Here is a 24,518-nt window from a genome sequence, read left to right on the forward strand (position 1 = left end):
TATCGACCTAGTTGGAGATTCGCGTATGCGGGGGCCGACATCAACGCAGGGCATGAGGTTTTCTGCTGACGCGCGGCGGCTGCGGTGCCCGGGCGGACACGCCGGGGATTTCGCCCGCTGCCTGGCGCCCTTGCCGCCATCCGGCTTTCGCGCTCGCATTCTTTTGGATGCGGGCGTGTTTTTCGTGGCGCGCACGGGTCCCCCGGGGCGCGCCGTGCATTTTTGGGAGTTTTCAGCAAGCCGGGGTGACTGCATACGCGCCGGAATCGTCTTTTTGAGCCAGCGGGATCCTTCGGCAGTCGATTTGGGTTGGCTGACGGCGTCCGGCGCGGCGATAACGCGCGTTTCGCGTCGCGCCGTGCCCCAAAACGACGCCAATCGCGCGGCGTCCACGATTTGCGGCACCGCCTGCGGGGGCCGCGATGCTGAAAACTCCGGTTTTTGCACGGTCCAAGCGGGGGTACGTTGGGACGAGAAGGGGTGCCCCCGTATTTTTATGCATGGCATAAGCGAAATTATGCAAGACAATAGGGCGCCATGCGCCGGATACCCAGCCTGGGCGCGCCATACGCCGACGCTTAGGCCCTCGATATCTCGGACATCATCACGCTCTAAATACTAACCCAGCAACAAAATAATCCGTCTTTTCTCCGTCCCCATGGGGCCGGTTGTGGTATTCTATCTGCCGGGTATAACTTAGAAATACCAAGTAATACCAACGCCGCAGAAACAAACTCCAGATGCGGGCCAATCGGGTTGCCTTCACAGCCCGTCGCCCAGCCGCGTGGCCCGCATCTATCCGCACTACCGTTGTTTCAAAAAGGAAGCGCCATGGCAGAACACATGACCCCGGTTGTCGCGAAGGTCTTGCCCGAGGAAAAGGCGGCCTTCGCGGCGGCAACCCAACTCGTGGGCACCACGCCGTCCAACGCCATCCGCATGTTTATCGCCGCGTTCAATCGCTGCGGCACCTTCCCGTTCGACATTTCGCCCAGCGGGGCCTTTGGCACTGCACCCGATTTTCATCAACAATGACTGTCCCAAACTGCCGGTACTTGGGGACGTTCATTTTCTGCCGGCAGTTAAGGAACGTCCCCAAGTACCGGGTTTTGAGGAGGCTGGCATGCTCAATGCGATAGCGTGGGCGCTCGCCTGTTTTGGCGTTGTCGCTGCCGATATAGCCCTGAGCGTGGTTCTGTTTTCTGTTCTCGATTCCGTGTCGGTGCTGACGGGCTATCCGATCGACAATCTCGATATTCAATGGTTCCAAGCCGCCGCTCAGACGGCGTCGTTTTTGATGGCGCTGCTGTGGTGGCGTTATCTGTGGCCGCGCTCGTTTATGGCGCGTTCGCAAAGCGAGCATTCGCTCGGCGGGGGAGCGCGTGGGGCGTGGAAACGCATCGCCTGCGTTATCGTGATCGGTCTTGCCCTGCAGGTGGTCGTTAGCTACGTGACCGACGCCGTGCTGTCGCTGTTGCCCGATGCCGCGGCCGACTACAGCGAGCTTGTCGAGGAAACGGGCATGGGCGATACCAGTCCTCTTGCCGTCCTGACCACGGTGCTCGGCGCGCCGTTTTGCGAAGAGCTCCTGGTGCGCGGTGTTATCTTTGAGTTTTCGCTGCGTGCGTTTAATCCCCAGTGCCGTCCGCTCTGGAAGCGCCGGCGTCGTGCGAGTGCGCAAGACGGCGCCATAGTGTCCTGGGCGGCCCCAAGCACGTGGGGTGTCGCCGCGGCGATTATGCTGCAGGCGGCAATCTTCGGTTTTATGCACATGAATTGGGTACAGGGTTGCTACGCGGGTGCCGCCGCCCTCATCTTTGGTTGGGTGCTCGTGACGACCGGAAAGCTCCGCTACACGATCTTGCTGCACTTTGCCTTTAATGCCGGGTCGTATCTCATGGGCCTGCTGTGGTTTGTGAACACGCCGCTCGACGTGGCAATTACGGTCGCTATCGCCGGCGTCATCCTCGTTGAGGCAATGCGCTCGCTGCGCCACGCGTGTGGGATGGACGCAGCGAGCGCACTGCTGCCTTAGTTGCGGCGACCGCCTCCGTTGGCACCCTGACGCCCCTGAGCCGCACGGTTGCGCCCGGCGGTGTTCTGCGCGCGCGACATGCCGCTGTGCCCTTTGCTGCCCTTGGGTCCCTTGGCTCCAGCGCCGCCAGCGCCACCGTGGCCCTTGCCGCCCTTCTTGCCGGTGCCATGTCCGCCGCCGGCAGATGTCTCGTCCGGGCGTGGCGGCACGGGGCGGATCAGGCAATGCTTGGTGTAGCCGATCAAATCGCGACGCCCGGCTTTCTCTAGCGCCTCGCGCACGAGCTTGTAGTTCTCGGGCTTGCGATACTGGATGAGCGCGCGCTGCATGGCCTTCTCGTGCGGGTCGCGCGCCACATAGATCGGCTCCATGGTGCGCGGGTCCACGCCGGTGTAGTACATGCACGTCGACATGGTGGACGGCGTGGGGTAGAAGTCCTGCACCTGCTCGGGCATGTAGCCCATGTCTCGCACGGCCTCGGCAAGGTCCACGGCTTCCTTCATCGTCGATCCGGGATGGCTCGAGATCAGATACGGCACCACGTACTGCTTGAGTCCGTACTCGCGGTTCAAGCGTTCAAATTTACGGCAGAATGCGTCGTAGACGGCTCGGCTCGGTTTGCCCATCACGGAAAGCACCGCGTCGCTCACGTGCTCGGGTGCTACGCGTAGCTGGCCCGAGACGTGGTGCTCCAGCAGCTCGCGCAAAAACTCGTCCGAGGCATCGGCCATGGTGTAGTCGAAGCGGATGCCGCTGCGGACAAAGACCTTCTTGACGCCCGGCAGCTGGCGCAGGTCGCGCAGCAGCTGGGTGTAGCCGCTCTCGTCGACCACCATGTTCTTGCACACGCTCGGCCACAGGCATCGCTTGTTCTTGCATACGCCGTGCTTGAGCTGCTTGTCGCAGGCGGGACGGCTAAAGTTGGCCGTCGGCCCGCCCACGTCGTTGATATAGCCCTTAAACTCGGGATCGCGCGTGAGCAGCTCGGCCTCGCGCATGATCGAGTCGTGGCTGCGCATCTGCAGCACGCGACCCTGGTGGAAGGTGAGCGCGCAAAACGAGCACTCGCCAAAACAGCCGCGGTTGGAGCTAATGGAAAACTTGATCTCGGCAAAGGCCGGCACGCCGCCCGCTGCGTCGTAATCGGGATGCCAATCGCGTGCGTAGGGGAGCTCGGCAACTTCGTCCATCTCGTCGGTGGTGAGCGTCGCCGACGGCGGGTTCTGCACCACATAGACGCTGTTGGGGTAGGGCTCTACCAGGCGATGTCCGGTGATGGGGTCCATATTCTGCTGCTGCACGTTAAAGCTGCGCGCGTAGTTGAGCTTGTCGGCGGTAAGGTCGTCCCAACTGGGCAGCAGGTCGTAGTCGTAGACCTCGTCGAGCGAACCCGTGCGGTAGACGGTGCCGTTGATATAGGTGATCTGATCGACGGGCAGTCCCGCGTCGAGCGCGTCGGCGATCTCGACAATCGCGTGCTCGCCCATGCCGTAGATGAGGATGTCGGCGCCCGAGTCGAGCAGTACCGAGCGCTTGAGCTTGTCCTGCCAGTAGTCGTAGTGGGCCAAGCGACGCAGGCTTGCCTCGATGCCGCCGATGATGATGGGGGCGTCCTTGAATGTCTGGCGGATGAGGTTGCCGTAGACCGTGACGGCACGGTTGGGGCGGTGTCCCTCCTCGCCACCGGGGGTATAGGCGTCGGTGTGGCGGCGGTGCTTGGTCACCGAATAGTGGTTGACCATGGAGTCCATGTTGCCGGCGCTGACGAGAAAGCCCAGGCGCGGCTCGCCGAGCACGGTGATGCTGGCGGGGTCGGTCCAGTCGGGTTGGCAGATGATGCCCACCTTGTAGCCGTGCGCGTCGAGGACGCGGCTGATGATGGCCATGCCAAAGCTGGGATGGTCAACGTAGGCGTCGCCGCAGATGTAGACAAAGTCGCACTGGTCCCAGCCGCGCGCATCCATGTCGGCGCGGCTGACGGGGAGGAACTTATCGCGGCCCGGGCGCCAGGGGCGGACAGGCGCTGCCGGGGCATGCGCGGGGCGCGAGCCCTGGGCTTTGCTTCCACGCTTTTGCTGCTGGCCGCGTTGGGCATGCTTGCCATGCTGGTTGTGCTGAGCGTCCTGGGGCTTTTTTGCCACGATTCCTCCCGGTGTTTGTATGCTGCACGTAATTGTAACCAGTCTTTTTGGGACGGGGCTAAAAAGACTGGTGGAGTACATGAGGTGTCGGGTGTCGATGCCGCGCCCGCCCTTTGTTTCCAGACGGTGTATCTGCGCGTTGGGGAGTCCGTCTCGCGGGCGCGCCATGTTGTCAATGGGTTACAGTATGAACGGCGGCTATGTTTCCGCCAACGCACGAGAGGGTCGTCAACAAGGAGGGCGCACGACGATGCAGCGTGCCAAACAGATATCGGAGTCTATTGAGCTGGGCATCATCTTGGCGCTCGCCGGTGGCTTTATGGACGTTTATTCGTACATTGGGCGCGACCATGTTTTCGCCAACGCGCAGACGGGCAACATCTTGCTGGTGGGCGTGAGCATCTCGGAGGGCAATTGGGCGCTCGCGGGGCGCTATTTCTTCCCTGTGGTGTCGTTTGCCGTGGGCATTATGCTTGCCGACCTGGTACACGAACGGTTTGGCAGCGTGATTCACTGGCGCCAGGTGACGGTGTTCTTTGAAGCCGTCATCTTGCTGGGCGTGAGCTTTATCCCCGGTGGCGGCTACAACTTGCTCGCCAACTGCCTCATCTCGTTTGCCTGCGGTATGCAGGTCGAGAGCTTCCGCAAGATCCACGGTCACGGCATTGCCACGACCATGTGCATCGGTAACCTGCGCAACGCGCTGCAAAACGTGGACGACTACATCATCACCCACAAGCGTGGCTTTTTGGAAAACGGCCTGCTGTACTTTGGCGTGATCTTTACCTTTGTGTTTGGCGCTGTGCTGGGAAACTGGTGTATTGAGCGCATGGGGCTGCACGCTATTGCGGTGGCGAGCGTGCTGCTGTTCGTGGCGTTTGCCATCATGTTTATCGACCGCGAGCGCGACCTGCGTTTTCGCTGGAAGCGCGCCTGCGAAGATTGGAAAGAGGCCTGCCAAAAATAGCGGCAGGGTGTGGCAAGGGGCTGACCCCTTGCCACACTGATCAATAATGGGGAGGGGCGGTCATCTCGGCCGCCCCTTTTTTGTTTAGTGGTCAGGCGGTGACGATACCAGTTGTTGAAACGCTTTAAATAATCTGACGTTCTCACGCGTTTTTCGCTTCAAAAGCGTTAGGATGGGAGCCATAGCGTGGGGCGCAATGGGTGCCCCGCACACGATGGGAGGCTATCAATGGCTAATCGTTTCGTTCTCAACACCATTTCTTATCATGGTTCCGGCGCCATCAAGGAGATCCCCGGCGAGCTCCAGCGTCGCGGCTACAAGAAGATTTTCGTCTGCTCCGATCCCGATCTGGTCAAGTTTGGCGTTACCGCTAAGGTGACCGACGAGCTCGATGCCGCCGGCATCGCTTGGAGCCTCTACTCCGAGATCAAGCCCAACCCCACTATCCAGAACGTCAAGGACGGCGTCGAGGCCTTCAAGGCCGCCGAGGCTGATGCTATCGTGACCGTCGGTGGCGGCTCCTCTATGGACACTGCCAAGGCCATCGGCATCATCATCAACAACCCCGAGTTCGCCGATGTCCGCAGCCTCGAGGGCGTTGCTCCCACTAAGAACCACGCCGTGTTCACCATCGCCGTGCCGACGACCGCCGGTACTGCTGCTGAGGTGACCATCAACTACGTCATCACCGACCCCGAGAAGGTCCGCAAGTTCGTGTGTGTCGACACCAACGACGCCCCCGAGGTCGCCGTCGTCGACCCCGATATGATGGCTTCCATGCCCGCCGGCCTGACCGCTTCCACCGGCATGGACGCTCTGACCCACGCCATCGAGGGCTACACCACCAAGGGCGCTTGGGAGCTTTCCGACATGTTCCACTTTGAGGCCATCAAGCTGATCAGCGAGAACCTGCGCGACTCCGTTGCCGAGGCCAAGTCCGGCCAGCCCGGCTCCGGCCGCGAGGGCATGGCTCTTGGTCAGTATGTCGCCGGCATGGGCTTCTCTAACGTTGGCTTGGGCATCGACCATGCCATGGCTCACACCCTGTCCGCTCACTACGACACTCCGCACGGCGTCGCTTGCGCCATGCTGCTGCCGATTGCCATGGAGTTCAACAAGCCGGTTTGCGCCGAGCGCCTGGCCAAGGTCGCCGTCGCCATGGGCGTTGACACCACGGGCATGAGCACCGATGAGGCTGCCGACGCCGCTATCGCCGCCGTTAAGCAGCTCTCCGCTGACGTGAACATCCCGCACGTCTGCGAGGCCATGAAGGCTGACGAGATCGAGGTCCTGGCCAAGGACGCCATGGCCGATGCCTGCTTCCCGGGCAACCCGCGCGAGGCGACGCTCGACGACGTCATCGAGCTCTTCAAGAAGATCTGCCCGGCTGCCTAACATGGTTCGGCGGGCCCCTGCCCGTTAGCCCCACAATCGTCCTCGGACATGTCGGAGGCCCCGCTGCGCACTACGTGCGGCGGGGCCTCCTTCTGTCCTGCGGAAAGATTGTGGGGCTAACGGGCAGGGGCCCGCCGGCTCGTTATCGTGGTGGGCGCCGCTCTGAGAAGCCCGATGGGTTGTCTCGCTAGGTAAAAAGATGGTTCGCGGTGGTATCGTTGCTGTGGGTTTAAATCGATATGAAAGGGTGACTTTGGTGTCCAAGATGGATTCTACGCTCTCCTATATTACTGACCAGTTGAAGGCGCTTACCTCGATTGCTTCGCCTACGGGCTATACCCGTGCGGCGACTGATTATCTAATGGAAACGTTGCGCGATATGGGCTTTGGCCCCGAGCGTTCCAATAAGGGCAACGTGCTGGTTGAGCTTGGCGGCGAGGGCGAGCCGCTTGTGTTGGCGAGCCATGTCGATACCCTGGGCGCCATGGTGCGCTCCATTAAGGACAATGGTCGCCTGCGTCCCACGACGCTCGGCGGGCATCAGTGGTCTACGGCCGATGGCGAGAACTGCACCGTCTACACGCGCGATGGCAATGTGTACACGGGTGTGGTCCTCAATACCGAGCCTTCGGCGCACGTGGCCGACGAGCCGGTCAAGACCATCGAGAAGAACATGGAAATCCTGCTCGATGAGAATGTCGACAGCAAGGATGACGTGCTTGAGCTGGGCATTCAGACGGGCGACATCATCGCTATGGACCCGCGTACCACGGTGACGGAGAGCGGCTACATTAAGAGCCGCTTCTTGGACGACAAGCTGTCGGCCTCCATTTTGCTGGGCTTGGCGCGTGCCGTCGCCGCTGGCGAGGTGACGCTTTCGCGCAAGGTTTCACTGCTCTTTACGGTGTACGAGGAGGTCGGCCACGGTGGGGCCTTTGTGCCGGCCGACACGCGCGAGATGATCAGCGTGGACATGGGCTGCGTGGGTGACGATCTGGGCTGCACCGAGCGCATGGTGTCGATTTGCGCCAAGGATTCGGGCGGCCCCTACAACTACGATCTGGTGACCACGCTGTCCAATATCGCGCGCGAGCTGGAGCTCGATTACGCCATCGACGTGTACCCGCACTACGGCTCAGACGTCGAGGCCACGCTCTCGGCCGGCTACGACATTCGCCATGGTCTGATCGGCCCCGGCGTGTACGCGAGCCACAACTACGAGCGCAGCCACATCGACGGCGTGCGCAATACCTATGAGCTGGTTCGCGCCTACGTTCAGCGCTAGGGGAGCAGCTTGCGACTCGGCTGACCAATCGCTAAGGCCCGATTTCTCGGGCCTTTTTTCGCTTTGGGTCGTTTAGTATTATGATGTATGTAATCTATTAACTAAACGTGTAAATTACTTAACGAGGTGATGTGGTGTATGGATACGTCTGAGTACTTGTCTATGGGTGATGCTGCCCGCCTGCTGGGCGTTACGAAAGCCCGCATCTCTCAACTTGCCGCATCGGGAACGCTCGCGTGCGATATTGTGGGCGGACGGAAGATGGTCGAGTACAATTCCGCGGTCGCTTATCAAAAGGTCCGCAAACGTGGACGCCGTCCTGCGGCCGATGTGGGGCGCAAGTTTACGCTGATGTCGGCCGACCATGAGGTCGCGCATGTCTCATTTGATCCGTCGCGCGAATTTCCCTTCGAAATCGCGGAGGTCCTCGATGCACAACGAATGCCGTTTGGCACGTGCTCGAGCTCTTCTCCTACGGTGAATAAACGGGAGCTCAACGTGTGGTGGAGCCATCGGTCGGTGCCCGATGTTCGCCCCGGACTCGTCTCGCGCTATCGTGAACTGGGAATTGCCAGTGGCATCGAGGTCCCGGTTCAGTGCCTGGGCCTCTCGCTTTCGGATTGTTATTGGCTGCGGCCGGCCGATTGCGCCGAACTCAAATGGCGAAACCTCAATTACTTCGAGAATGATTTTGAGCGATCGGCGCCCGAGGGACGTTCGGGTTGGCTGGAGGGCATCGGTCTTAAAAATCCGGATAACACGTCCGAGGGCGAGCTCCCTAAATCGTGGATGATTCGCAACGCTGTTCGCGTTCTGGTCAAGGGGTGCGGCATGGACGATCAGCGTCCCTTTAACGAGGCGGTTGCAACGGCTCTACATCGTCGCTTGTTGTCGGAGGGCGAGTTTGTTCCTTATACGGTTGAGCGAATGTTCGATGGCCCTGTGTGTCTGTGCGACGACTTTCTTGACGGCCGCGAGGAATACGTTCCGGCTGTTTACGTTAAGGGCGCACTTGGTAGCCAGCGGGGAAACTCGACATACGACCGGTACTGCCGCTTCCTTGGTAAGCATGGAGCAGACGAGGCTGCCGTGAGAAGGTCTATGTCGCAGATGATTGTCTGCGATGCCCTTTTGGCCAACAGCGATCGCCATTGGCGAAACTTCGGCATCATCCGCAATGTCGACACCCTGGAGATAAGGCCTGCTCCGCTGTTCGATAGCGGCAACTGCCTGTGGTACAACGTACCAACTGCCGTGCTCGCAGCTGGGGAGTTTGGGTTTTCTGCTAAGCCGTTTGGGTCCGATCCTTCCGTCCAGCTGGCGCTTGCGGACTCACTCGATTGGTTCGATTCATCGCGGCTCAACGGATTTGTTGATGAGGCGATCGAGATTCTTTCGCAGAGCGAATGGGCCACAGCGGAGGGCCGGCTCGAGTCCATTTGCCGCGGCCTCGAGCGTCGCGTAATCGAGGTTGGTGCCGCTGTTGAGGTACTTCGACACGTGCAGCGATAAACCCGTGGCTACTTAAGTGCGCCGGTCACGGTGCCGCCGCCCAGGACGACATCGCCGCGGTAGACTACAACGGCCTGGCCGGGGGCGACGGCGCGCTGCGGCTCGTCAAAGGTCAGAAGCATCTGTCCGTCGGCGCCACGTGTAAGGGTCGCTGCCTGGTCCTTTTGACGGTAACGGTACTTGGTGCCCACGCGAATGTCGCCGGACGTGAGCTCTGCCTCCATGCGGTCGGCAGGGGCGCTCCAGATCCAGTCGTTGGCCGTGAGTGCTGTCGCCGTCAGGTCCTCAGCCTCGCCCAGATGCACAATGTTGTTGGCGGTATCGACGCCCGTTACATACACGGGGCGCGCCATCGCGACGCCCAGGCCCTTGCGCTGGCCGACGGTATAGCGCAGTGCGCCGTTGTGGCGTCCGACCACGCTGCCGTCGCGCCATACAATATCGCCTGGCTCGGCGGCATGCCCACAGCGGCGCTCGATATAGCCCGCGTAGTCGCCGTCCGCGATAAAACAGATATCCTCGCTCTCGGCCTTCTTGGCGTTGATGAAGCCCTGCTCGGCGGCAATGCGGCGCACGTCGCGCTCTTTGTCCAACCCTGCCAGCGGAAAGATTGTGCGTGCCAGGCGCTCTTGCGTGAGCGAATACAAAAAGTAACTCTGGTCCTTCTTGGAGTCTTCGCCGCGGTGCAGCTGCCAGGTGCCATCGGGCGCTTGGCTCGTTTTGGCGTAGTGACCCGTGGCAATGTAGTCGCAGCCCATATCGAGTGCCGCGTCGAGCAGCGCGCCAAACTTAATATGGCGGTTGCAGATGATGCACGGGTTGGGCGTCAGCCCCTCCTGGTAGGCGGTCACGAAGCGCTCGATAACGTTGCGGTCGAAGGCCTGCTGCAGGTCGAGCACATGGTGAGGTATCCCCAGGCGATCGGCGACGGCCTTTGCATCGGCGATGTCACGGTCGACCTTGCTCATGCCCGTGACGGGATCGGGCGCAGGGCAGGTGAGGCGCATAGTGGCACCGACGCATTCGTAGCCTTGGCACTTGAGCAGATAGGCAGTCACGCTGGAATCGACGCCGCCGCTCATGGCGACGAGCACGCGCTTGTTGTGCATGGGGAGGTTCTCCTTGGTGGCATGTGGCCAAAAAAGAAAAGCGGCGCGGGAGGCTGGTTCCGCGCCGCAGACATTGTAGCAAGTTCGGACGTCTCGTGGGACACCCTGACGGGATGGGCTCAGACCGTCGGGAGAGAGAGGAGGCAGGTTCGTCCCTGAGCTCAACCTATGGGAAAAAGGCTCTAGTCCTGGAACAGTGCCGTGGACAGGTAGCGCTCACCGGTATCGGCGAGCAGTGCCACGATGGTCTTGCCCTCGTTCTCGGGGCGCTTGGCCAGCTGCAGCGCGGCCCACACGGCGGCACCGGACGAAATGCCCACGAGCACGCCCTCCTTGTGGCCCACGGCGCGGCCGGTGGCAAAGGCGTCGTCGTTCTCGACGGGGATGATCTCGTCATAGACCTGGGTGTCGAGGACGTCGGGCACAAAGCCGGCACCGATGCCCTGAATCTTGTGCGGACCGGCCTGGCCCTTGGAGAGTACCGGGGAGGTGGCGGGCTCGACGGCGACAACCTGAATCTCGGGGTTCTGCTCCTTGAGGAACTCGCCCACACCGGTCACGGTGCCGCCGGTGCCAACGCCGGCGACGAAGATGTCGACCTTGCCGTCGGTGTCGTCCCAGATCTCGGGGCCGGTCGTGGCCTTATGGATGGCGGGGTTGGCGGGGTTCACAAACTGGCCGGCGATGATGCTGTTGGGGGTCTCCTTCTGCAGCTCCTCGGCCCTGGCGATGGCGCCCTTCATACCCTTGGAGCCGTCGGTGAGCACGAGCTGTGCGCCGTATGCCTGCATAAGCTTGCGGCGCTCGACGGACATGGTTTCGGGCATGGTGATGATCACCTTGTAGCCGCGAGCCGCCGCCACCGAGGCGATGCCGACGCCGGTGTTGCCGCTCGTGGGCTCGATGATGGTATAGTCGCCGCCGCGCACGAGCTTGCCGGCCTTCTCGGCCTCGTCAATCATGTTCTTGGCGACGCGGTCTTTGACGGACCCGGCGGGGTTGAAGTATTCCAATTTGACGAGCACGCGGGCCTTAAGGTCCTCATCGGCCTCAAAGTGAGTGAGCTCCAAAAGCGGGGTGTGGCCGATAAGCTGATCGATGGACGTATAAACCTTGCTCATGGTGAACCTCCAAAGTGTTCAAATGACTGGATACCGTGTGGTTTTACGGTGGCCTAGTAGCTAAACCCATAAACCTTATAGGTTGTTTGTTTAGCTGTTGGCAAGCATAGTAGACACTAAAGCCTAGTAATGCAATAGGAAATAGGAGATTATTACGAGCTGATTAACCACCTTGACTGGAATGGGTATTTTCAAAGCCAATTTTTCGGCTAGAATTTCAACGGATTAAAAGACCGAAAGGCAGCACTATATATGTTGGTTTCTACTAAGGGCAGGTACGCCCTGCGCGTTATGGTCGACCTGGCCGAGCACCAGGCGGCCGGTCGCATCCCGCTCAAAGAGATCGCGGCGCGACAGGGGATTTCCGAGAAATATCTCGAGAACATCTTGGCTACGCTCGTGCGCGCCAACATGCTCTCGGGCATGCGCGGCAAGGGCGGCGGCTACGTGCTCACGCGGCCGCCCGAGCAGTACACGGTGGGAGAGATCTTGCGCCTGACCGAGGGCAGCCTGGCGCCGGTCGCCTGCCTGGATGGCGACTGCAAGGGCTGCTCGCGATCTGATGAGTGCCCCACGCTCGACGTGTGGAAGAACCTGGACAAGCTCATCAACGACTACCTCGACGGTGTGACGCTCGATGCGCTCGTCGCCCCCAACGGGGGCTACGACTACGTCATCTAGCCCCACCAGCCATTTGGGGACGGGGTAGAAATGGTAGATTTTCTTGTCCTCTGAGGCTTGACAAAGGCGAAGGCCGTCCATCGTTGCGATGGACGGCCTTCGTTTTGGCGTGTTGTGGCGGTCCGTATCCGGTTGCTTTAGTTCCTGGCGATGCTGTCGAAGACGCTTCGAGTGATGGACACCAAAATGCTACCCATAAAGGCCGATCCAAAGCTGGCAATGGAGATGCCCGCGCCCAGCAGATTTACCGATAGGTAGCTGGCAAGCTCGAGCATAAAGCTGTTGACTACAAGCTGAAAAATACCCAGCGTGATAATGGTGAGCGGCAGCGAGATGACCGTCAGGAGCGGCTTGACGAGCGAGTCGACGATGTTGAGGAACAGTCCCACAAAGGCAAAGCAGACCCAGGCGTCGGCCATGCCGAAGGGCTGAATGCCGGGGACGAGGAACGTGGCGATCGCGATAGCGATTGAGGTCAAAAGCCAGTTGAGCAAGAAGCGCATGGTGGGTTCCTTTCCGGTGCGCGTGACGTGTTGGTGGCGCGTAAGATCGTTTGCCGCGGCGAATCGGATGGTTGCCTTGGCGTGCGCCTCTGCGTTGGGCGCCCATTGTCTCAGATATTCGTGGAGCTTGCGTGCGCATTCGGTTTCAAAACGGCGTTCGTCCTAAAAAACGCGCCGCTGACAGAGAGTCTTGTCACTTTAGTTTGGTGGTGTGCTAAACTGCTACGGGCAAAAGCCACATGCGTTGCCCTATTGCATAGAATGGGCGAACGATGCCCGGTGCCAGTATCAACTTCGATGCCTTTTGGCGGGTTTGGCGGTGATCGATGAATATCGAGAACATGTTTGACAAGCCTGATGTCAAGCAGCTAGTCCACGCATTTAGTCTTTTGGACGACGAGAAAGATATCCAAGCGTTTTTGACCGATATCTGCACACCGCGCGAGATTTGCGATCTATCGCAGCGTCTGCAGGTCGCGCGCTACCTGGATGAGGGCGAGCCCTATGTCGAGGTTCAGGTCCGTACCGGCGCTTCGTCCACCACGGTGAGCCGTGTATCCAAGGCGCTCAACGGCGAGTACGGTGGCTACCGCAAGATCCTCATTAAGCTGGAGGATGGCGAATAGGCCGCGGCAAAACGAATTGTGAAAAACCGCTCCTCCGGGGGCGGTTTTTATATGCCGAATAATTGGTGCAAAGGGGCCAGGTTCGCTTGCACCAACGGACGAGTCTGCCCCCTTGGCACCAATGCGGTGCAAAGCGACTTGTCTCCAAAGCGCCAAAAGATGAAGCTGCGGTGGCAATGTGTCCGCTTGGGCGGGTAGGATGGATGCATTGATTATTGCGAACAGTTTGAGTGGAGGACCATGCCTGTTCGAATCTATACCACTAATGCCGGCACGGATTTGAGCGATGCCGAGTCGGCGCTGCTTGCCGACCTTATTGCCCGCCACGGGCGTGCCGTGCTGCTGGCGCCAACGTTTGCCGAGCTCGACCTGTGCCGTCATGATGCGGCGGAAGCCGGCGTTTCGCTGGGCATCGATTACAAGACGCCCGCGTCGTGGCTTCGCTCGCTTTGGGAGCTTTTGGGCGACGGGCGCGGTTTCGTCGACAACCTGCAGCGCCAGATGCTGTTTTCGGACATGGTCACGCGTCTCGATGATGTCGACCTGCAGCCGCTTTCGCGCAGCCAGGGCACGGTGCGCATGCTTGCGCGCATGGCCCGCGATGTGCTGCCAGGTGTGGCGGGGACAGCTGCCGAGCGATGCCGTGGCAACAATTGCCGGCCTGAGCCAAAAAGCGATGCCGAGGCTCGTGTGTTCGAGCTTTTGCGTGCCTACGCGGGCGGTTTGGACCGTCGAGATATGGTCGAGCCCTGCGAGGCGGCTGACATTATGGCCAGCGCTCTGGCCGATAATCTGCCGGCGTGCGCCCGTGCCGTCTGTGTACGCGGCGTCACGTCGTTTACGCACGGTCTGCTCGAGCTACTGTCTGCTGTGGCGAACAGTGGGGGAGAAGTCGTCGTGCTGCTTGCTCGCGAGCAGGCGGCGATGCGCGAGGAACTTGCCGCGGCATTTGATGCCAGCGGTGTGCTGTTTGAGGTCGCGCCGCTGAGGGAGGACGCCGTCGCGTCTGATGCCGCTTGTGGAGCTACCGCTCAGCCTGCCTTTATTGAGGTCGCGGGCCCCCACGCCCGCGCTCATGCTTATGCGGACGCAATTGATGATCTGGTAAAAGCGCGCCAGGGTTTCGGGGCCGACGATACCGCCGGCCTCTCCGCCGACCCCGTACGTGTGCTCGTTGTTTCTGCCCGGGCACCCCAGCTGTTCGGTGAGCTCGCCTCTCGTCTGGCGGCTCGTCATATCGCTGCCGAGACAACTGAATTCACGGCGTTTTCCCAATCCATTGCGGGCAGGCAGTTTGCGGCGCTTGCCAGCTTGATCGAGCGCATGAAGGCGGCCGATGAGGGTGTGGCGTCAAAGACCGAGTGGTGGCCCGCGCCTGAGCTTGCCGACTGGATCTACAGCCCGCTTTCGGGCGCTGATGCAGCCAATGCCCGTATCTTCGATAAGAATATGCGTCTCTCGCGTAGCAAGACTACCGCGGGCGTTAAGAGCCTGCTGCAGAGCGTGCAAGGCCAGGTGAGGGGCGCACGCAAGGCGGCGAGCGACGAAAACTGGTTTAAGAACGTACCGTGTGTGGTCTCGGACGTGTTCCAGGCACTGTGGCGCAACAAGCCCGTGACGGCGCTCAAGGCCATGCTTGCCGTTGCCGAGGCGTTGCCCGATCGCTCGCTGGGCAGCCTGGATGGCCAAGCTCGTCGCCAAGCGGAGGCGGCCCTGCTGCGCCACGCCATCGACATCCTTATGAATGACGCCCGCGCGCTCGACGTGTCGCAGGCCGCGACCGTGCCCGTGCTCGATGGCATTCGCACCAAGGTGGACAAGCGTAGCACCGCCTACGATTACGAGACCTACGAGGTTGACGGTGCGCCACGTGCCCAGGTTCGCTTTGCCTCGCTTGCCGATGTGGCGGCTCTGCGCCCCGGCAGCTACGATGCCGTGCTGTTTGCCGATGTCGATCTGGACAGCTATCCGCTCTCACACGAGGAAGGACCGCTGGCCACGTTGGCTGCGAGCCTTGGTCGCGAGGGCGTGACGCTTGAGCCTGCGGCCTTGTTGCGCGTGCGCTTTGGCCACGCGATGCGGGCGGCACGTGGCCCGGTTGCGCTTGCGCGCGTGACGCACGATCGCCAGGCGCGCGAGTGCTATCCGGCTGCCGTGTGGACCGAGTTGCGGGCGCATGCCGAGGCCACCGGTGCCGCTCAGGTGACATGCGTGGGCGAGGGCGATATCGTAGGTGATTTTGACCCTGCAGCCGGCAAGGGCCTCAAGCGCGAGCGCGTGGCATGCGAGGCTCCTCAGCATTTGAGCGAGGCGGCCGTGCCATATCTGGTCTTGCGCCGTCGGGACGGCGAGGGCGAGGACGCGCCGCTTGTACCGCGTCTGACGTCTGCCTCGCAGATCGAGGCCTATTCCACCTGCCCGCTGTGCTGGTTCGTCTCGTATCGCGTTAAGCCCCAGTCTATCGACGCGGGTTTTGGCAACATGGAGAAGGGCAACTTTGTCCACGACGTGCTGGAACATCTGCATGCCCGTTTGCCCCAAGAGGGCATGGAGCGTGTGACGCCCGAAAACCTGCCGCGTGCGCAGGAGCTGCTGCACGAGGTCTTTGCCGAGACCTTGGCCGAGCACGCCGGCAAGCGTGGCAACGAGGGCCCGCTGGTACCGCTCTCTGCGGTGGAGGAGCGTCAGGTGGCCGAGATCCTGCCGCAGCTGGAGGGCGTGCTTGCTTACGAGTCCGAGGCGCTTGCCCCCTTCGCTCCGCGCTACCTGGAGTTTGCGTTCAACGAGCTCCAGGTCGAGTATGCCGGCTGGCCGCTCGGCGGGCGCATCGACCGTGTGGATGTGGATGCCGAGAATCGCGCTGTGGTGATTGACTACAAGCATCGCACGGGCGTTGAGGAGTTTAAGCTCGCCGACCCTACGGTGCGCGACGAGGAATCGGGCACGGCGCCCATCGACGATCCGCGCTGGTTGCCGCCACATACCCAAACGCTCATCTACGCCCAGGCCATGCGCCGGGCGCTGGATTTGGATACCCGTGCGGCGCTCTATTTTTCGACCAAGGGCGGCAAGCCGGCGTTGCGCGGTGCCGCGAGCGCCGAGCTGCTCGAGGAGGAGCGTGGCGACGGTCGCATCCCGGGCCTTAAGAAAGGTTTCCCCGGCGAGGGTGGCAGCATGGACTTCGACGCCCTGCTCGATCGCGTGGAGGCCGGCATCGCCGAGCGCTTGCGCGAACTCGAGGCGGGCAACGTCACTGCTGTCGACCCGGTGTCGACGCAGGCCGCGCATGCCCGCTGCTCGTATAACCACGAAGGAACGTTTGTAAGGAGGGACGTGTAGACCATGGATCTTTCGACCTTGATGCCGCAACAGCTGCAGATCGTCAAGACGCTCGACCGTCCGCTGTTTGTCTCGGCGGGCGCCGGTTCGGGCAAGACCTTTACCCTCACGCGCCGCATCGTCTACGCGCTCTCGCCCGAATCAGGTCCGTTCGTCGAGCATCTGGACCAGGTGCTCGCCATTACCTTTACCAAGGATGCCGCGGCCGAGATTCGCGATCGCGTGCGCCGTGCGCTTATCGACGAGGGCATGGACGAGGAAGCACTGACCGTCGACGACGCGTGGATCTCGACCATTCACGGCATGTGCTCGCGTATCCTGCGCGCACACGCGCTGGAGTTGGGCATCGACCCCGAGTTCACGGTGCTCACCGATACCGACGAGCTCATGGACCAGGCTGTTGAGCATGTGCTGGGTCGCGCGACGGCACCCGATGCCGCCCCCGAGCTCGCGGCATCGCTCAAGGCCCTCTACGCCTGGTATCTCATGGCGGGCGAGGGCGGCCCCTTTGGTGCCGGCACGACCATCAAGGGCCTGGTGCGCGACCTGCTTGAGCTCTCGAGCCAGCTGCCGGGCGGCATGGACGACGTGTGCGTGGCGCGTGGCCAGGCCGATACCTCGGCGCTCGCCGATGCCTATCGCTCGGCGCTGGGCGCAAGCAAGGCGGCGACCGAGAAGGCGCAGACGGCGCTCGACGCCATCGACGCGTTCGAGGCGAGCGGCAAGACCATGGCCGATGCGGCGCGACTCATGATGTCGTGCACCATGCCGCGCGCGAGCAAGGCGTTCCCCAAGGAGCAGGTCGAGCTGCTCAAGGCCGAGGCCGCCGATGCATTTATCAATATCGTGCTTGCCTGCGGTGGCCCCGCGCTCGATGCACTGGTGGGCTTGGCCCGCTCTGTAGAGGCCGAGTATCGCGCACTGAAGGCTGCCCAGTCCGCCCTCGATAATAACGACCTGCTGCGCATGGCCTACGAGGCCCTGCGCGATTACCCTGCCATTCGTGCTGCGTACGAGGGCCGCTTTAAGATGGTCATGATCGACGAGTTTCAGGATACCGATCAGATGCAGGTCGATCTAATCCGCTACCTGACGGGTGCGGGGGAGCGCGCGCTGTGCACCGTGGGCGATGCGCAGCAGTCGATCTATCGCTTCCGCGGCGCCGAGGTCGAGGTGTTCCGTCGCCAGGAGCGCAAGGTGGAATCGACGGCGGCGTCGGAGACGGTTGCCACGTCCGATGCCCCCGCCGGCGAGCTCGTCAAGCTCGTGCGCAACTTCCGCAGCCACGACGAGGTGCTGCGCTATGTGGCCCGCGTCTTCGACGGCGATGACGGCGGCCTGATGCAGGGCTTTTTGGATCTTGAGGCGAGCGACGGCCGCAAGGACACGCTGGTGGCGGATGCCTCGCGCCGCCAGGCCCTCTTTGTTGCCGGCGGCAGTATGCAGGAGCGCACACAGGCCAAGGCCCGTGCGATCGCGGAGCGATTCCGCGCGCTTGCCGATGCCGGCCAGCCCCAGGGCGGCATGGTGCTGCTGCTGGGCCGCATGACCAACGCAGACGTCTACGCACAGGCCTTCCGTGACCAGGGGCTCGACTGCGTCATCGCGGGCGGCTCGGTCTTTGCCCAAGCTGCCGAGGTGCAGACGGTGCGCGCCCTGGTTTGTGCCCTCGCCAATCCGGCCGATACGGCGCAGGGTCTTATGCCACTGCTGGCCTCGCCGATGTTTGCGCTGGGCGCCCAGGAGTTCCTGGCGCTGGCGACCAAACTCGACGATCAGACGGGCGAGACGTCACGCCGCAACATCGATGCGGGCATCATGAGCGATTCCGATGTGCCGGGCTTGCAGGGCTTGCCGCTCGTGACGCGTGCCCGCGAGGTGTTGCGCTACGCACTGCGTCGCGTGGGGCGTGATTCGTTCGCCGCCATCGCGCGCGACGCGGTCAATGCCTCCGGCTGGTTCGTGCGCCTGGCGCAGCGCGGCCCCGAGGGCAAGGCCATCGCCGCCAACGTGCTCAAGGCGCTCGATGCCGTGGCCGAGGCGGAGGCCGAGTTCGGTAACTCGCCGCGCTCCATTGCGCTTGCCTTCGATCGCTTCCTGGCGGGCAAGGAGGCCCCGGGCGCCCTCAACGAGGAGGGCGACGGCGCGGTGCGCATCATGACGGTTCATGCCTCCAAGGGTCTGGAATATCCGGTCGTGGCGGTCGCCGAGTGCTTTGGCGTGCGTAAGTCCTCGGGTTCGGCACAGATGGGTCGTGTCGAGGGCGGAGCGCAGGTCGTGGCGCTGCCGGCACGCTTCGACGGCGTTAAACTCTCGGACGGTACGTTCGTAAAGGGCGATGACGTCAAAAAGCAGTTTGAGCATGCGTTTAAGGGCAAGGGCACGTCGCTGTGGCTACCGCCGGAGCTCATGGAGGACGTCTGTGCGACGGGTTCTCCCGCCGAGGCATTTGCTCGCCTGCGCAACGACGACCTACAGCTTTCGCTCGAGGAGCGGGCCCGTTTGCTCTACGTTGCCATGACCCGTGCGCGCGAGCTGGTGATCTTGGCGATGGATGCCGGCGTGAGCCGTGGCAAGGTGACGGCGCCGACCTTCGATGTCGAGACCGATCTGACCTACGACGTGCTGCGCCGCATTCTGCCGACCGACGCTCTGGACATGCCGCAGCTCGATGCCGACCGCCTGGTATTCGACAACTCCCAGCCGGGCGACTACGAGCTCATTTCGCTTTCGGACTTTACCTTTGGCGAGCAGGCGTTTGAGGCCAACGCTTCGCTGGATGCCGAGGGCAGGCTCGTTCGTGGCGATACCGATGTCGCCGATAATGCTGCATACTCAACCGTGCCCGGTCCTGCCGACCCCATGCCCGATTCGTTTGAACTCGTATATCCCCAGGCGGCGGGCGTGCGTATGGGCACGTGTCCGTTCCCGGCGCGTGATTCGTACAGCTATTCGTCGATCGCCGCGGCGCTCCATGCCGAGACGGAAGACCGTGCCGCCGAGGCGCGTGTTCCCATGGACGAGGCGGGCGACGATGCCGAGTCGGATGGCTCGGAGATGGCCGATGCAGACGTGGCTGCTGTCGAGCCCGCCGGCAACCCCATGGCGCTGGGCTCGGCGTTCCATGCCGCCTGCCAGTGGCTCATCGAGATGGGTGCCGATGCGCTGCCCGCTGAGCGTGCCGATGCGCTGACGCGCCTGTGGTGCCTGACGCCGGAGCAGCGCGAGCGTTTTGACGTTGCCCTGAATCGCTGGCTCAGGTCGTCGGTCCGTGCCGAGCTTCTTGCCTGGCCGTGCGTCCGTGCCGAAGTGCCGTTCTTCTCGCTGGGCTGCGAGGACAAGGACATTGCCCGCTACGGTGCATATGCCGAGGGCGCCATCGATGCGCTGGCGACCGACCCGGCCGATCCGTCACGCGCACTGGTCATCGATTACAAGACGGGTGGCACGCCGGATGAGACACCCGACCAGCTGCTCGAGAAGCACGCCCTGCAGGCGCGCGTCTATTCGGATGTTCTGCATAAGGCGGGCTTTAAGACGGTGACCGTCAAGTTCGTCCGCGTGGAGCAGACGGCCCCAGCTGTCTCAGTCGAGCTCACCGAGCCCCAGGTGGTCACCTACAACCTCTAACCCTCAATAACGTGCGGTGGAATCCTTTTCGATTCCACTGCAGCTCAGGGGTAGCTAATTTGGGACGGGGCTCTTTTAGCTACCCCCATACATCGGTTGAGATGTATTCCGACCCCGACTCGTTCGCCGTCAGTCAAAGGGTAGCTAAAAGAGCCCCGTCCCAAATTAGCTACCCGTGTGGGTTTGGCTAGGTTCGGGCGCTGTCCGTGCCGTGGGGTAAAATCGTTCAGTCAGAACACGAACCCGCATCGGAGCTCATCACATGGCATTCGTCCATCTGCACAACCACACTGTTTTCTCCATGCTCGACGGCGCAACCCGTATCCAGGATATGGTCAACCGTGCCGTAGAGCTGGGCATGCCCGCCGTGGCCATTACCGACCACGGCTACATGTATGGCGTGCCCGATCTGGCGCTGGCCTGCGACGCCGTCAACCACAATACGCCCGAGTACAAAACGTGGAGCCACGACAAGGCCTTCTTGGAAAAGGACCGCCGCGACGAGCTGGTGGAGCCCGATCCCGAGGCAAACCCGCGCGAGCATGCCCAGTATGTGAAGGACATGGCCATGTGGGACGAGAAGGGCAATATCGACGAGCTCAAGCCGCCTCTGGTTATCAAGCCCATCTTTGGCTGCGAGGTCTACTTTACGCCGGACGAGACGCTCGCCCGCGACCACAAACCCGAGCTCTACCACATGATCCTTCTGGCCAAGGACCAGGAGGGCTACGTCAACCTGATGCAGACGGTCTCCGAGGCCGCCGTGCAGGGCTTTTACTACAAGCCGCGCGTGACGCTCGACAACCTGCGCCGCCACGCCAAGGGCATGATCTGCACCAGCGCCTGCATCGCGGGCATCATCCCCAAATACATCGACCGCGGTGACATGGAGGGCGCCATCAAGTGGGCCGAGACCTTCCGCGACACCTTCGAGCCTGGTGACTTCTACATCGAGATCCAGGAACACGGCATTAACACCGATAACGGCCTGACCGACGAGCAGATGGACCGCACGCTCATTGATATCGCCAAACAGGTGGGCGTCAAGGTCATCGCCACCAACGACTTCCACTACCTGCGCCGCGAGGACGCGCCCGTGCAGGACGTCATCATGTGCATCGGCATGAACGCCAAGGTCGACGACCCCAACCGCATGCGCATGACCGGCTCGGAGTTTTACATGAAGACCGAGGAGGAGATGCGGGCGATGTTCCCGTATTGCCCCGAGGCCTGCGACAACACGCTCGAGATCGCCGACAAGTGCTACGTTGAGCTGGACTGGGACTCCATCATCCTGCCGCGCTTCCCGCTGCTCGATCCCGGCGAGACGCACGAGAGCCAGTTCCGCCGCGAGTGCGAGAAGGGCCTGCGCCAGCACTACGGTGACGACTGGGCCACGCGCGAGATCGGTGGCGTCAACATCAAAGAGCGCTTTGAGTACGAATACAAGGTCATTTGCGACAAGGGCTTTGCCGCCTACTTTTTGATCGTCGCCGAGTACGTGCAATGGGCCAAGGACAACGGCATCGGCGTCGGCCCCGGCCGTGGCTCGGCCGCCGGCGCTATCGTCGCCTACGCCATGAACATCACCGCGTTCGACCCGCTCGAGAACGGTCTGATGTTCGAGAGGTTCCTGTCCCCGCAGCGTACCGAGATGCCCGATATCGATATGGACTTCGACGATGAGCGGCGTCTCGAGGTCGTGGAGCATGTTCGCCAGCTCTACGGTCCCGAGAAGGTCACCCACGTCATCACCTACTCGACCATTAAGGCCAAGCAGGCCATCAACGACGCCGCGCGCGTCCTGGACTACCCGGTCTACATGGGCCAGCGCCTGTCCAAGATGGTCTCGAGCGACCCCAAGGTCAAGCTCAAGCAGGTGCTCGAAAAACAACCCGGCAAAGAGGATCTGTTTAACCCCGACTTTGCCGAGGCCTATAAAAAGGACGACGACGCCCGCCGCATCATCGACACGGCGCTCTCGATCGAGGGTCTCACCCGTGGCGAGGGCGTGCATGCGTGCGCCGTTCTGATCTGCCGCGACCCCGTCAACGAGCACGTGCCCACCAAGCTCGACACCAAGGGCGGCGTCGAGATTACCCAGTACGAGGGCCATACCGTTGCCGACATGGGCCTGCTCAAGATGGACTTCTTGGGCCTGCGTACGCTGACGGTTATCTCCAAGGCCAAGGCAAACATCAAAAAGAACTTCGGCATCGAAATCAAAGAGGAAGAGATTCCCTTTGACGATCCCGAGATCTTTAAGCTCATGGGCTCCGGCCACACCGCCGGCGTCTTCCAGGTCGAGTCCGCCGGCATGACGGCCACGATCAAGAACATGAAGCCCACCGAGTACAAGCACGTCGTGGCATTGATCGCCCTGTACCGCCCGGGCCCGCTGGGCGCCGGCATGGTTTCGTCCTACATCAACCGTATGAACGGCAAGGAGCCGGCCGTCTCCTACGACGACCGTCTGGACGACATCTTGGGCGAAACCTACGGCACCATGGTCTACCAGGAGCAGGTTATGCTCATCTCCGTCGAGATGTGCGGCTTCTCCAAGGGCGAATCGGACTCGCGTATCCGTAAGCCCGTGGCTAAGAAGAAGATCAAGCTGCTCACGTCGACGGTGCTCCACTGGGAGGATGGCTCGGACGAGACCACCTACGACCACTGGATGAACGGCGCCATCAAGAACAACTACACGCGCGAGGTCGCCCAGAAGATTTGGGACGATGTTCTCGAGTTCGCGTCCTACGCCTTCAACAAGTCGCACTCCGCCGGCTACGCCATCTTGGTTATGCAGACGGCGTGGCTCAAGGCGCACTATCCGCACGAGTACATGGCGGCCGTCCTGACGTCCTATACGGGCAAGACCGACAAGATCGTGCACTACGTCTCGGCATGCCGTCACGACGGCATCCCCGTGCTTTCGCCAGATGTCAACGAGTCCGGTACCGAGTTCACGGCTACCAAGGAAGGTGTGCGCTTTGGTCTGGCCGGCATCCGCGGCGTGGGCACCGGCGTGGCGCAGGCGATTATCGCCGAGCGCGAGGCGGGCGGTCCGTTTAAGACGCTGCATGATTTTGTCGAGCGCGTGGATTCGAGCCAGGCCAACCGTCGCGTGATCGAATCGCTCATCAAGGCAGGTGCCTTCGACTCCACGGGGTATCCGCGTCGTCAGATGATGCACTTTGTGGACAAGAACAACCCCGAGAACATCATCGATGCCGCGGCAAAGCGCCAGAAGGATCGCGCGAGCGGCCAGACGTCGTTCTTCGACATGTTTGGCGACGTTGAGGGATCGGGCTTTGAGGTGAGCGTACCCGATCCGGATGGCCAGGAATGGGACCGCCACCTTAAGCTGAGCCAGGAGAAGGAGGTTCTGGGCATCTATGTCTCGGACCACCCGCTGCGCCCGTTTGAGTATGCGCTCAGCAAAGCGCGCGACTTCTCGTTCTCGCAGATCGACACCGGCTACGAGGTGCAAAACCCCACGGGCGGCACCATCAACCAGGAAATTCCCGAGGGCAAGGCGCTGTGGTGGGCCGGTATGGTCTCGAGCGTGTCCAAGCGCGTGACCAAAAACGGCGACCCCATGGGCATCGTGCAGCTCGAGGACATGGAAGGCGAGGCCACCGTCGTGGTGTTCCCCAAGACCTTCAAGGAGGCAGAGGGGTATCTGTACGGCGAGGTCGATCCCGAGACCGGCGCGCAGCTGTCCGATGCGTTTGTGCGCATTAAGGGCAAGCTCGAGCGCTCGGACCGCGGCGACCAGATCATCGCGCAGGAGATTGTGCCGCTTGAGCTCAACGAGGAGAACAACAAGCCCAAGGTGTTTGAGGTCATGGTGCCCAACAGCCGCTTTAGCCAGGGCAACATGGCGCGTCTTGCCACGGTGCTCACCGCCAATCCGGGCGGCGACCGCGTAGAGATCTTTATCGAGCAGGCGGACGGGCGCGTGCTGCGTGCCGAGGTACCTGCTAAGGTCAACGCACGCTCGATTCCGCTGTTGGCCGAGGCCAAGGCCATCGTGGGTAACCAAGGCAGAGTGACGGTGATCTAAGGACGCCGTTGGCGGGGTAGCTAATTTGGGACGGGGCTTTTTTAGCTACCCTTTGGCTGACGGCGAATGAGTCGGGGTCGGAACACATCTCAACCGACATATGGGGGT

15 protein-coding genes are annotated in these 24,518 nt (G+C 61.9%); 11 read left to right on the forward strand and 4 right to left on the reverse strand.

The features are described from left to right. Window positions 1-831: 831 nt before the first annotated feature. Both ACTQWD_RS02730 and ACTQWD_RS02735 read left to right on the forward strand, forming a co-directional pair. On the forward strand, window positions 832-1,035 hold the full coding sequence (locus ACTQWD_RS02730; protein ID WP_441559190.1) for a type II toxin-antitoxin system RelB/DinJ family antitoxin: 204 nt from the start codon (window positions 832-834) through the stop codon (window positions 1,033-1,035). A gap of 88 nt (window positions 1,036-1,123) precedes the next feature. Further along, window positions 1,124-2,035: a CPBP family intramembrane glutamic endopeptidase gene (locus ACTQWD_RS02735; RefSeq protein WP_441548203.1), complete on the forward strand. Its 912-nt coding sequence runs from the start codon at window positions 1,124-1,126 to the stop codon at window positions 2,033-2,035. On the opposite strand, the gene ACTQWD_RS02740 is transcribed toward ACTQWD_RS02735, so the two are convergent. Then, on the reverse strand, window positions 2,032-4,176 hold the full coding sequence (locus ACTQWD_RS02740; RefSeq protein WP_441559191.1) for a YgiQ family radical SAM protein: 2,145 nt from the start codon (window positions 4,174-4,176) through the stop codon (window positions 2,032-2,034). The two genes, ACTQWD_RS02735 and ACTQWD_RS02740, sit on opposite strands and share 4 nt — an antisense overlap. 250 nt (window positions 4,177-4,426) lie before the next feature. Between ACTQWD_RS02740 and ACTQWD_RS02745 the strand changes: the two genes are divergently transcribed. The 4 genes from ACTQWD_RS02745 (at window position 4,427) to ACTQWD_RS02760 (ending at window position 9,335) form a co-directional block, all read left to right on the forward strand. Further along, on the forward strand, window positions 4,427-5,143 hold the full coding sequence (locus tag ACTQWD_RS02745) for a YoaK family protein (protein WP_154515938.1): 717 nt from the start codon (window positions 4,427-4,429) through the stop codon (window positions 5,141-5,143). A gap of 228 nt (window positions 5,144-5,371) precedes the next feature. Continuing rightward, window positions 5,372-6,538 (forward strand): lactaldehyde reductase, encoded by a 1,167-nt coding sequence (gene fucO / locus ACTQWD_RS02750; RefSeq protein WP_154515935.1) that lies wholly within the window; start codon window positions 5,372-5,374, stop codon window positions 6,536-6,538. A 265-nt stretch (window positions 6,539-6,803) separates the two neighbouring features. Continuing rightward, entirely contained in the window at window positions 6,804-7,823 is a 1,020-nt protein-coding gene (locus ACTQWD_RS02755; protein WP_117635086.1) for a M42 family metallopeptidase, read from the forward strand. Between the two features lie 138 nt (window positions 7,824-7,961). After that, window positions 7,962-9,335: a hypothetical protein gene (locus ACTQWD_RS02760; RefSeq protein ID WP_441559192.1), complete on the forward strand. Its 1,374-nt coding sequence runs from the start codon at window positions 7,962-7,964 to the stop codon at window positions 9,333-9,335. An 8-nt stretch (window positions 9,336-9,343) separates the two neighbouring features. Here the strand turns inward: ACTQWD_RS02760 and mnmA are convergent, their stop codons facing one another. Together mnmA and cysK are read right to left on the reverse strand one after the other, a co-directional pair. Next, window positions 9,344-10,609 (reverse strand): tRNA 2-thiouridine(34) synthase MnmA, encoded by a 1,266-nt coding sequence (gene mnmA / locus ACTQWD_RS02765; protein ID WP_441559193.1) that lies wholly within the window; start codon window positions 10,607-10,609, stop codon window positions 9,344-9,346. 17 nt (window positions 10,610-10,626) lie between these two features. Further along, window positions 10,627-11,565, reverse strand: a complete 939-nt coding sequence (gene cysK, locus ACTQWD_RS02770; RefSeq protein WP_154515926.1) for a cysteine synthase A — start codon at window positions 11,563-11,565, stop codon at window positions 10,627-10,629. Window positions 11,566-11,817: 252 nt separating this feature from the next. Here cysK and ACTQWD_RS02775 point away from each other — a divergent pair, with 252 nt between their 5' ends. Continuing rightward, window positions 11,818-12,246: an RrF2 family transcriptional regulator gene (locus ACTQWD_RS02775; protein WP_154515923.1), complete on the forward strand. Its 429-nt coding sequence runs from the start codon at window positions 11,818-11,820 to the stop codon at window positions 12,244-12,246. 137 nt (window positions 12,247-12,383) lie between these two features. On the opposite strand, the gene ACTQWD_RS02780 is transcribed toward ACTQWD_RS02775, so the two are convergent. After that, window positions 12,384-12,749, reverse strand: a complete 366-nt coding sequence (locus tag ACTQWD_RS02780; RefSeq protein ID WP_441559194.1) for a phage holin family protein — start codon at window positions 12,747-12,749, stop codon at window positions 12,384-12,386. A gap of 326 nt (window positions 12,750-13,075) precedes the next feature. On the opposite strand from ACTQWD_RS02780, the gene ACTQWD_RS02785 reads away from it, so the two are divergent. From ACTQWD_RS02785 to dnaE, 4 genes are all read left to right on the forward strand, one after another. Continuing rightward, complete coding sequence (locus ACTQWD_RS02785; RefSeq protein WP_154515917.1) at window positions 13,076-13,375, forward strand: YerC/YecD family TrpR-related protein; 300 nt, start codon at window positions 13,076-13,078, stop codon at window positions 13,373-13,375. A 240-nt stretch (window positions 13,376-13,615) separates the two neighbouring features. After that, window positions 13,616-16,714, forward strand: coding sequence for a PD-(D/E)XK nuclease family protein (locus tag ACTQWD_RS02790; RefSeq protein WP_441559195.1), 3,099 nt, complete (start codon window positions 13,616-13,618; stop codon window positions 16,712-16,714). A 3-nt stretch (window positions 16,715-16,717) separates the two neighbouring features. Continuing rightward, complete coding sequence (locus tag ACTQWD_RS02795) at window positions 16,718-20,344, forward strand: UvrD-helicase domain-containing protein (RefSeq protein ID WP_441559196.1); 3,627 nt, start codon at window positions 16,718-16,720, stop codon at window positions 20,342-20,344. A gap of 262 nt (window positions 20,345-20,606) precedes the next feature. Beyond that, window positions 20,607-24,410 (forward strand): DNA polymerase III subunit alpha, encoded by a 3,804-nt coding sequence (gene dnaE, locus ACTQWD_RS02800; RefSeq protein ID WP_441559197.1) that lies wholly within the window; start codon window positions 20,607-20,609, stop codon window positions 24,408-24,410. The last annotated feature ends 108 nt before the right edge of the window (window positions 24,411-24,518 follow it).

This window comes from Collinsella sp. LCP19S3_B6, from assembly GCF_052121815.1.
Classification (GTDB): Bacteria; Actinomycetota; Coriobacteriia; order Coriobacteriales; family Coriobacteriaceae; genus Collinsella.

Excerpts from the sequence above, each read along its gene's own strand:
- ACTQWD_RS02730 (WP_441559190.1), top strand. The coding sequence starts at position 832 with ATGGCAGAACACATGACCCCGGTTGTCGCGAAGGTCTTGCCCGAGGAA.
- ACTQWD_RS02735 (WP_441548203.1), top strand. The coding sequence starts at position 1,124 with ATGCTCAATGCGATAGCGTGGGCGCTCGCCTGTTTTGGCGTTGTCGCT.
- ACTQWD_RS02745 (WP_154515938.1), top strand. The coding sequence starts at position 4,427 with ATGCAGCGTGCCAAACAGATATCGGAGTCTATTGAGCTGGGCATCATC.
- fucO (WP_154515935.1), top strand. The coding sequence starts at position 5,372 with ATGGCTAATCGTTTCGTTCTCAACACCATTTCTTATCATGGTTCCGGC.
- ACTQWD_RS02755 (WP_117635086.1), top strand. The coding sequence starts at position 6,804 with ATGGATTCTACGCTCTCCTATATTACTGACCAGTTGAAGGCGCTTACC.
- ACTQWD_RS02760 (WP_441559192.1), top strand. The coding sequence starts at position 7,962 with ATGGATACGTCTGAGTACTTGTCTATGGGTGATGCTGCCCGCCTGCTG.
- cysK (WP_154515926.1), bottom strand. The coding sequence starts at position 11,565 with ATGAGCAAGGTTTATACGTCCATCGATCAGCTTATCGGCCACACCCCG.
- ACTQWD_RS02775 (WP_154515923.1), top strand. The coding sequence starts at position 11,818 with ATGTTGGTTTCTACTAAGGGCAGGTACGCCCTGCGCGTTATGGTCGAC.
- ACTQWD_RS02780 (WP_441559194.1), bottom strand. The coding sequence starts at position 12,749 with ATGCGCTTCTTGCTCAACTGGCTTTTGACCTCAATCGCTATCGCGATC.
- ACTQWD_RS02785 (WP_154515917.1), top strand. The coding sequence starts at position 13,076 with ATGAATATCGAGAACATGTTTGACAAGCCTGATGTCAAGCAGCTAGTC.
- ACTQWD_RS02790 (WP_441559195.1), top strand. The coding sequence starts at position 13,616 with ATGCCTGTTCGAATCTATACCACTAATGCCGGCACGGATTTGAGCGAT.
- ACTQWD_RS02795 (WP_441559196.1), top strand. The coding sequence starts at position 16,718 with ATGGATCTTTCGACCTTGATGCCGCAACAGCTGCAGATCGTCAAGACG.
- dnaE (WP_441559197.1), top strand. The coding sequence starts at position 20,607 with ATGGCATTCGTCCATCTGCACAACCACACTGTTTTCTCCATGCTCGAC.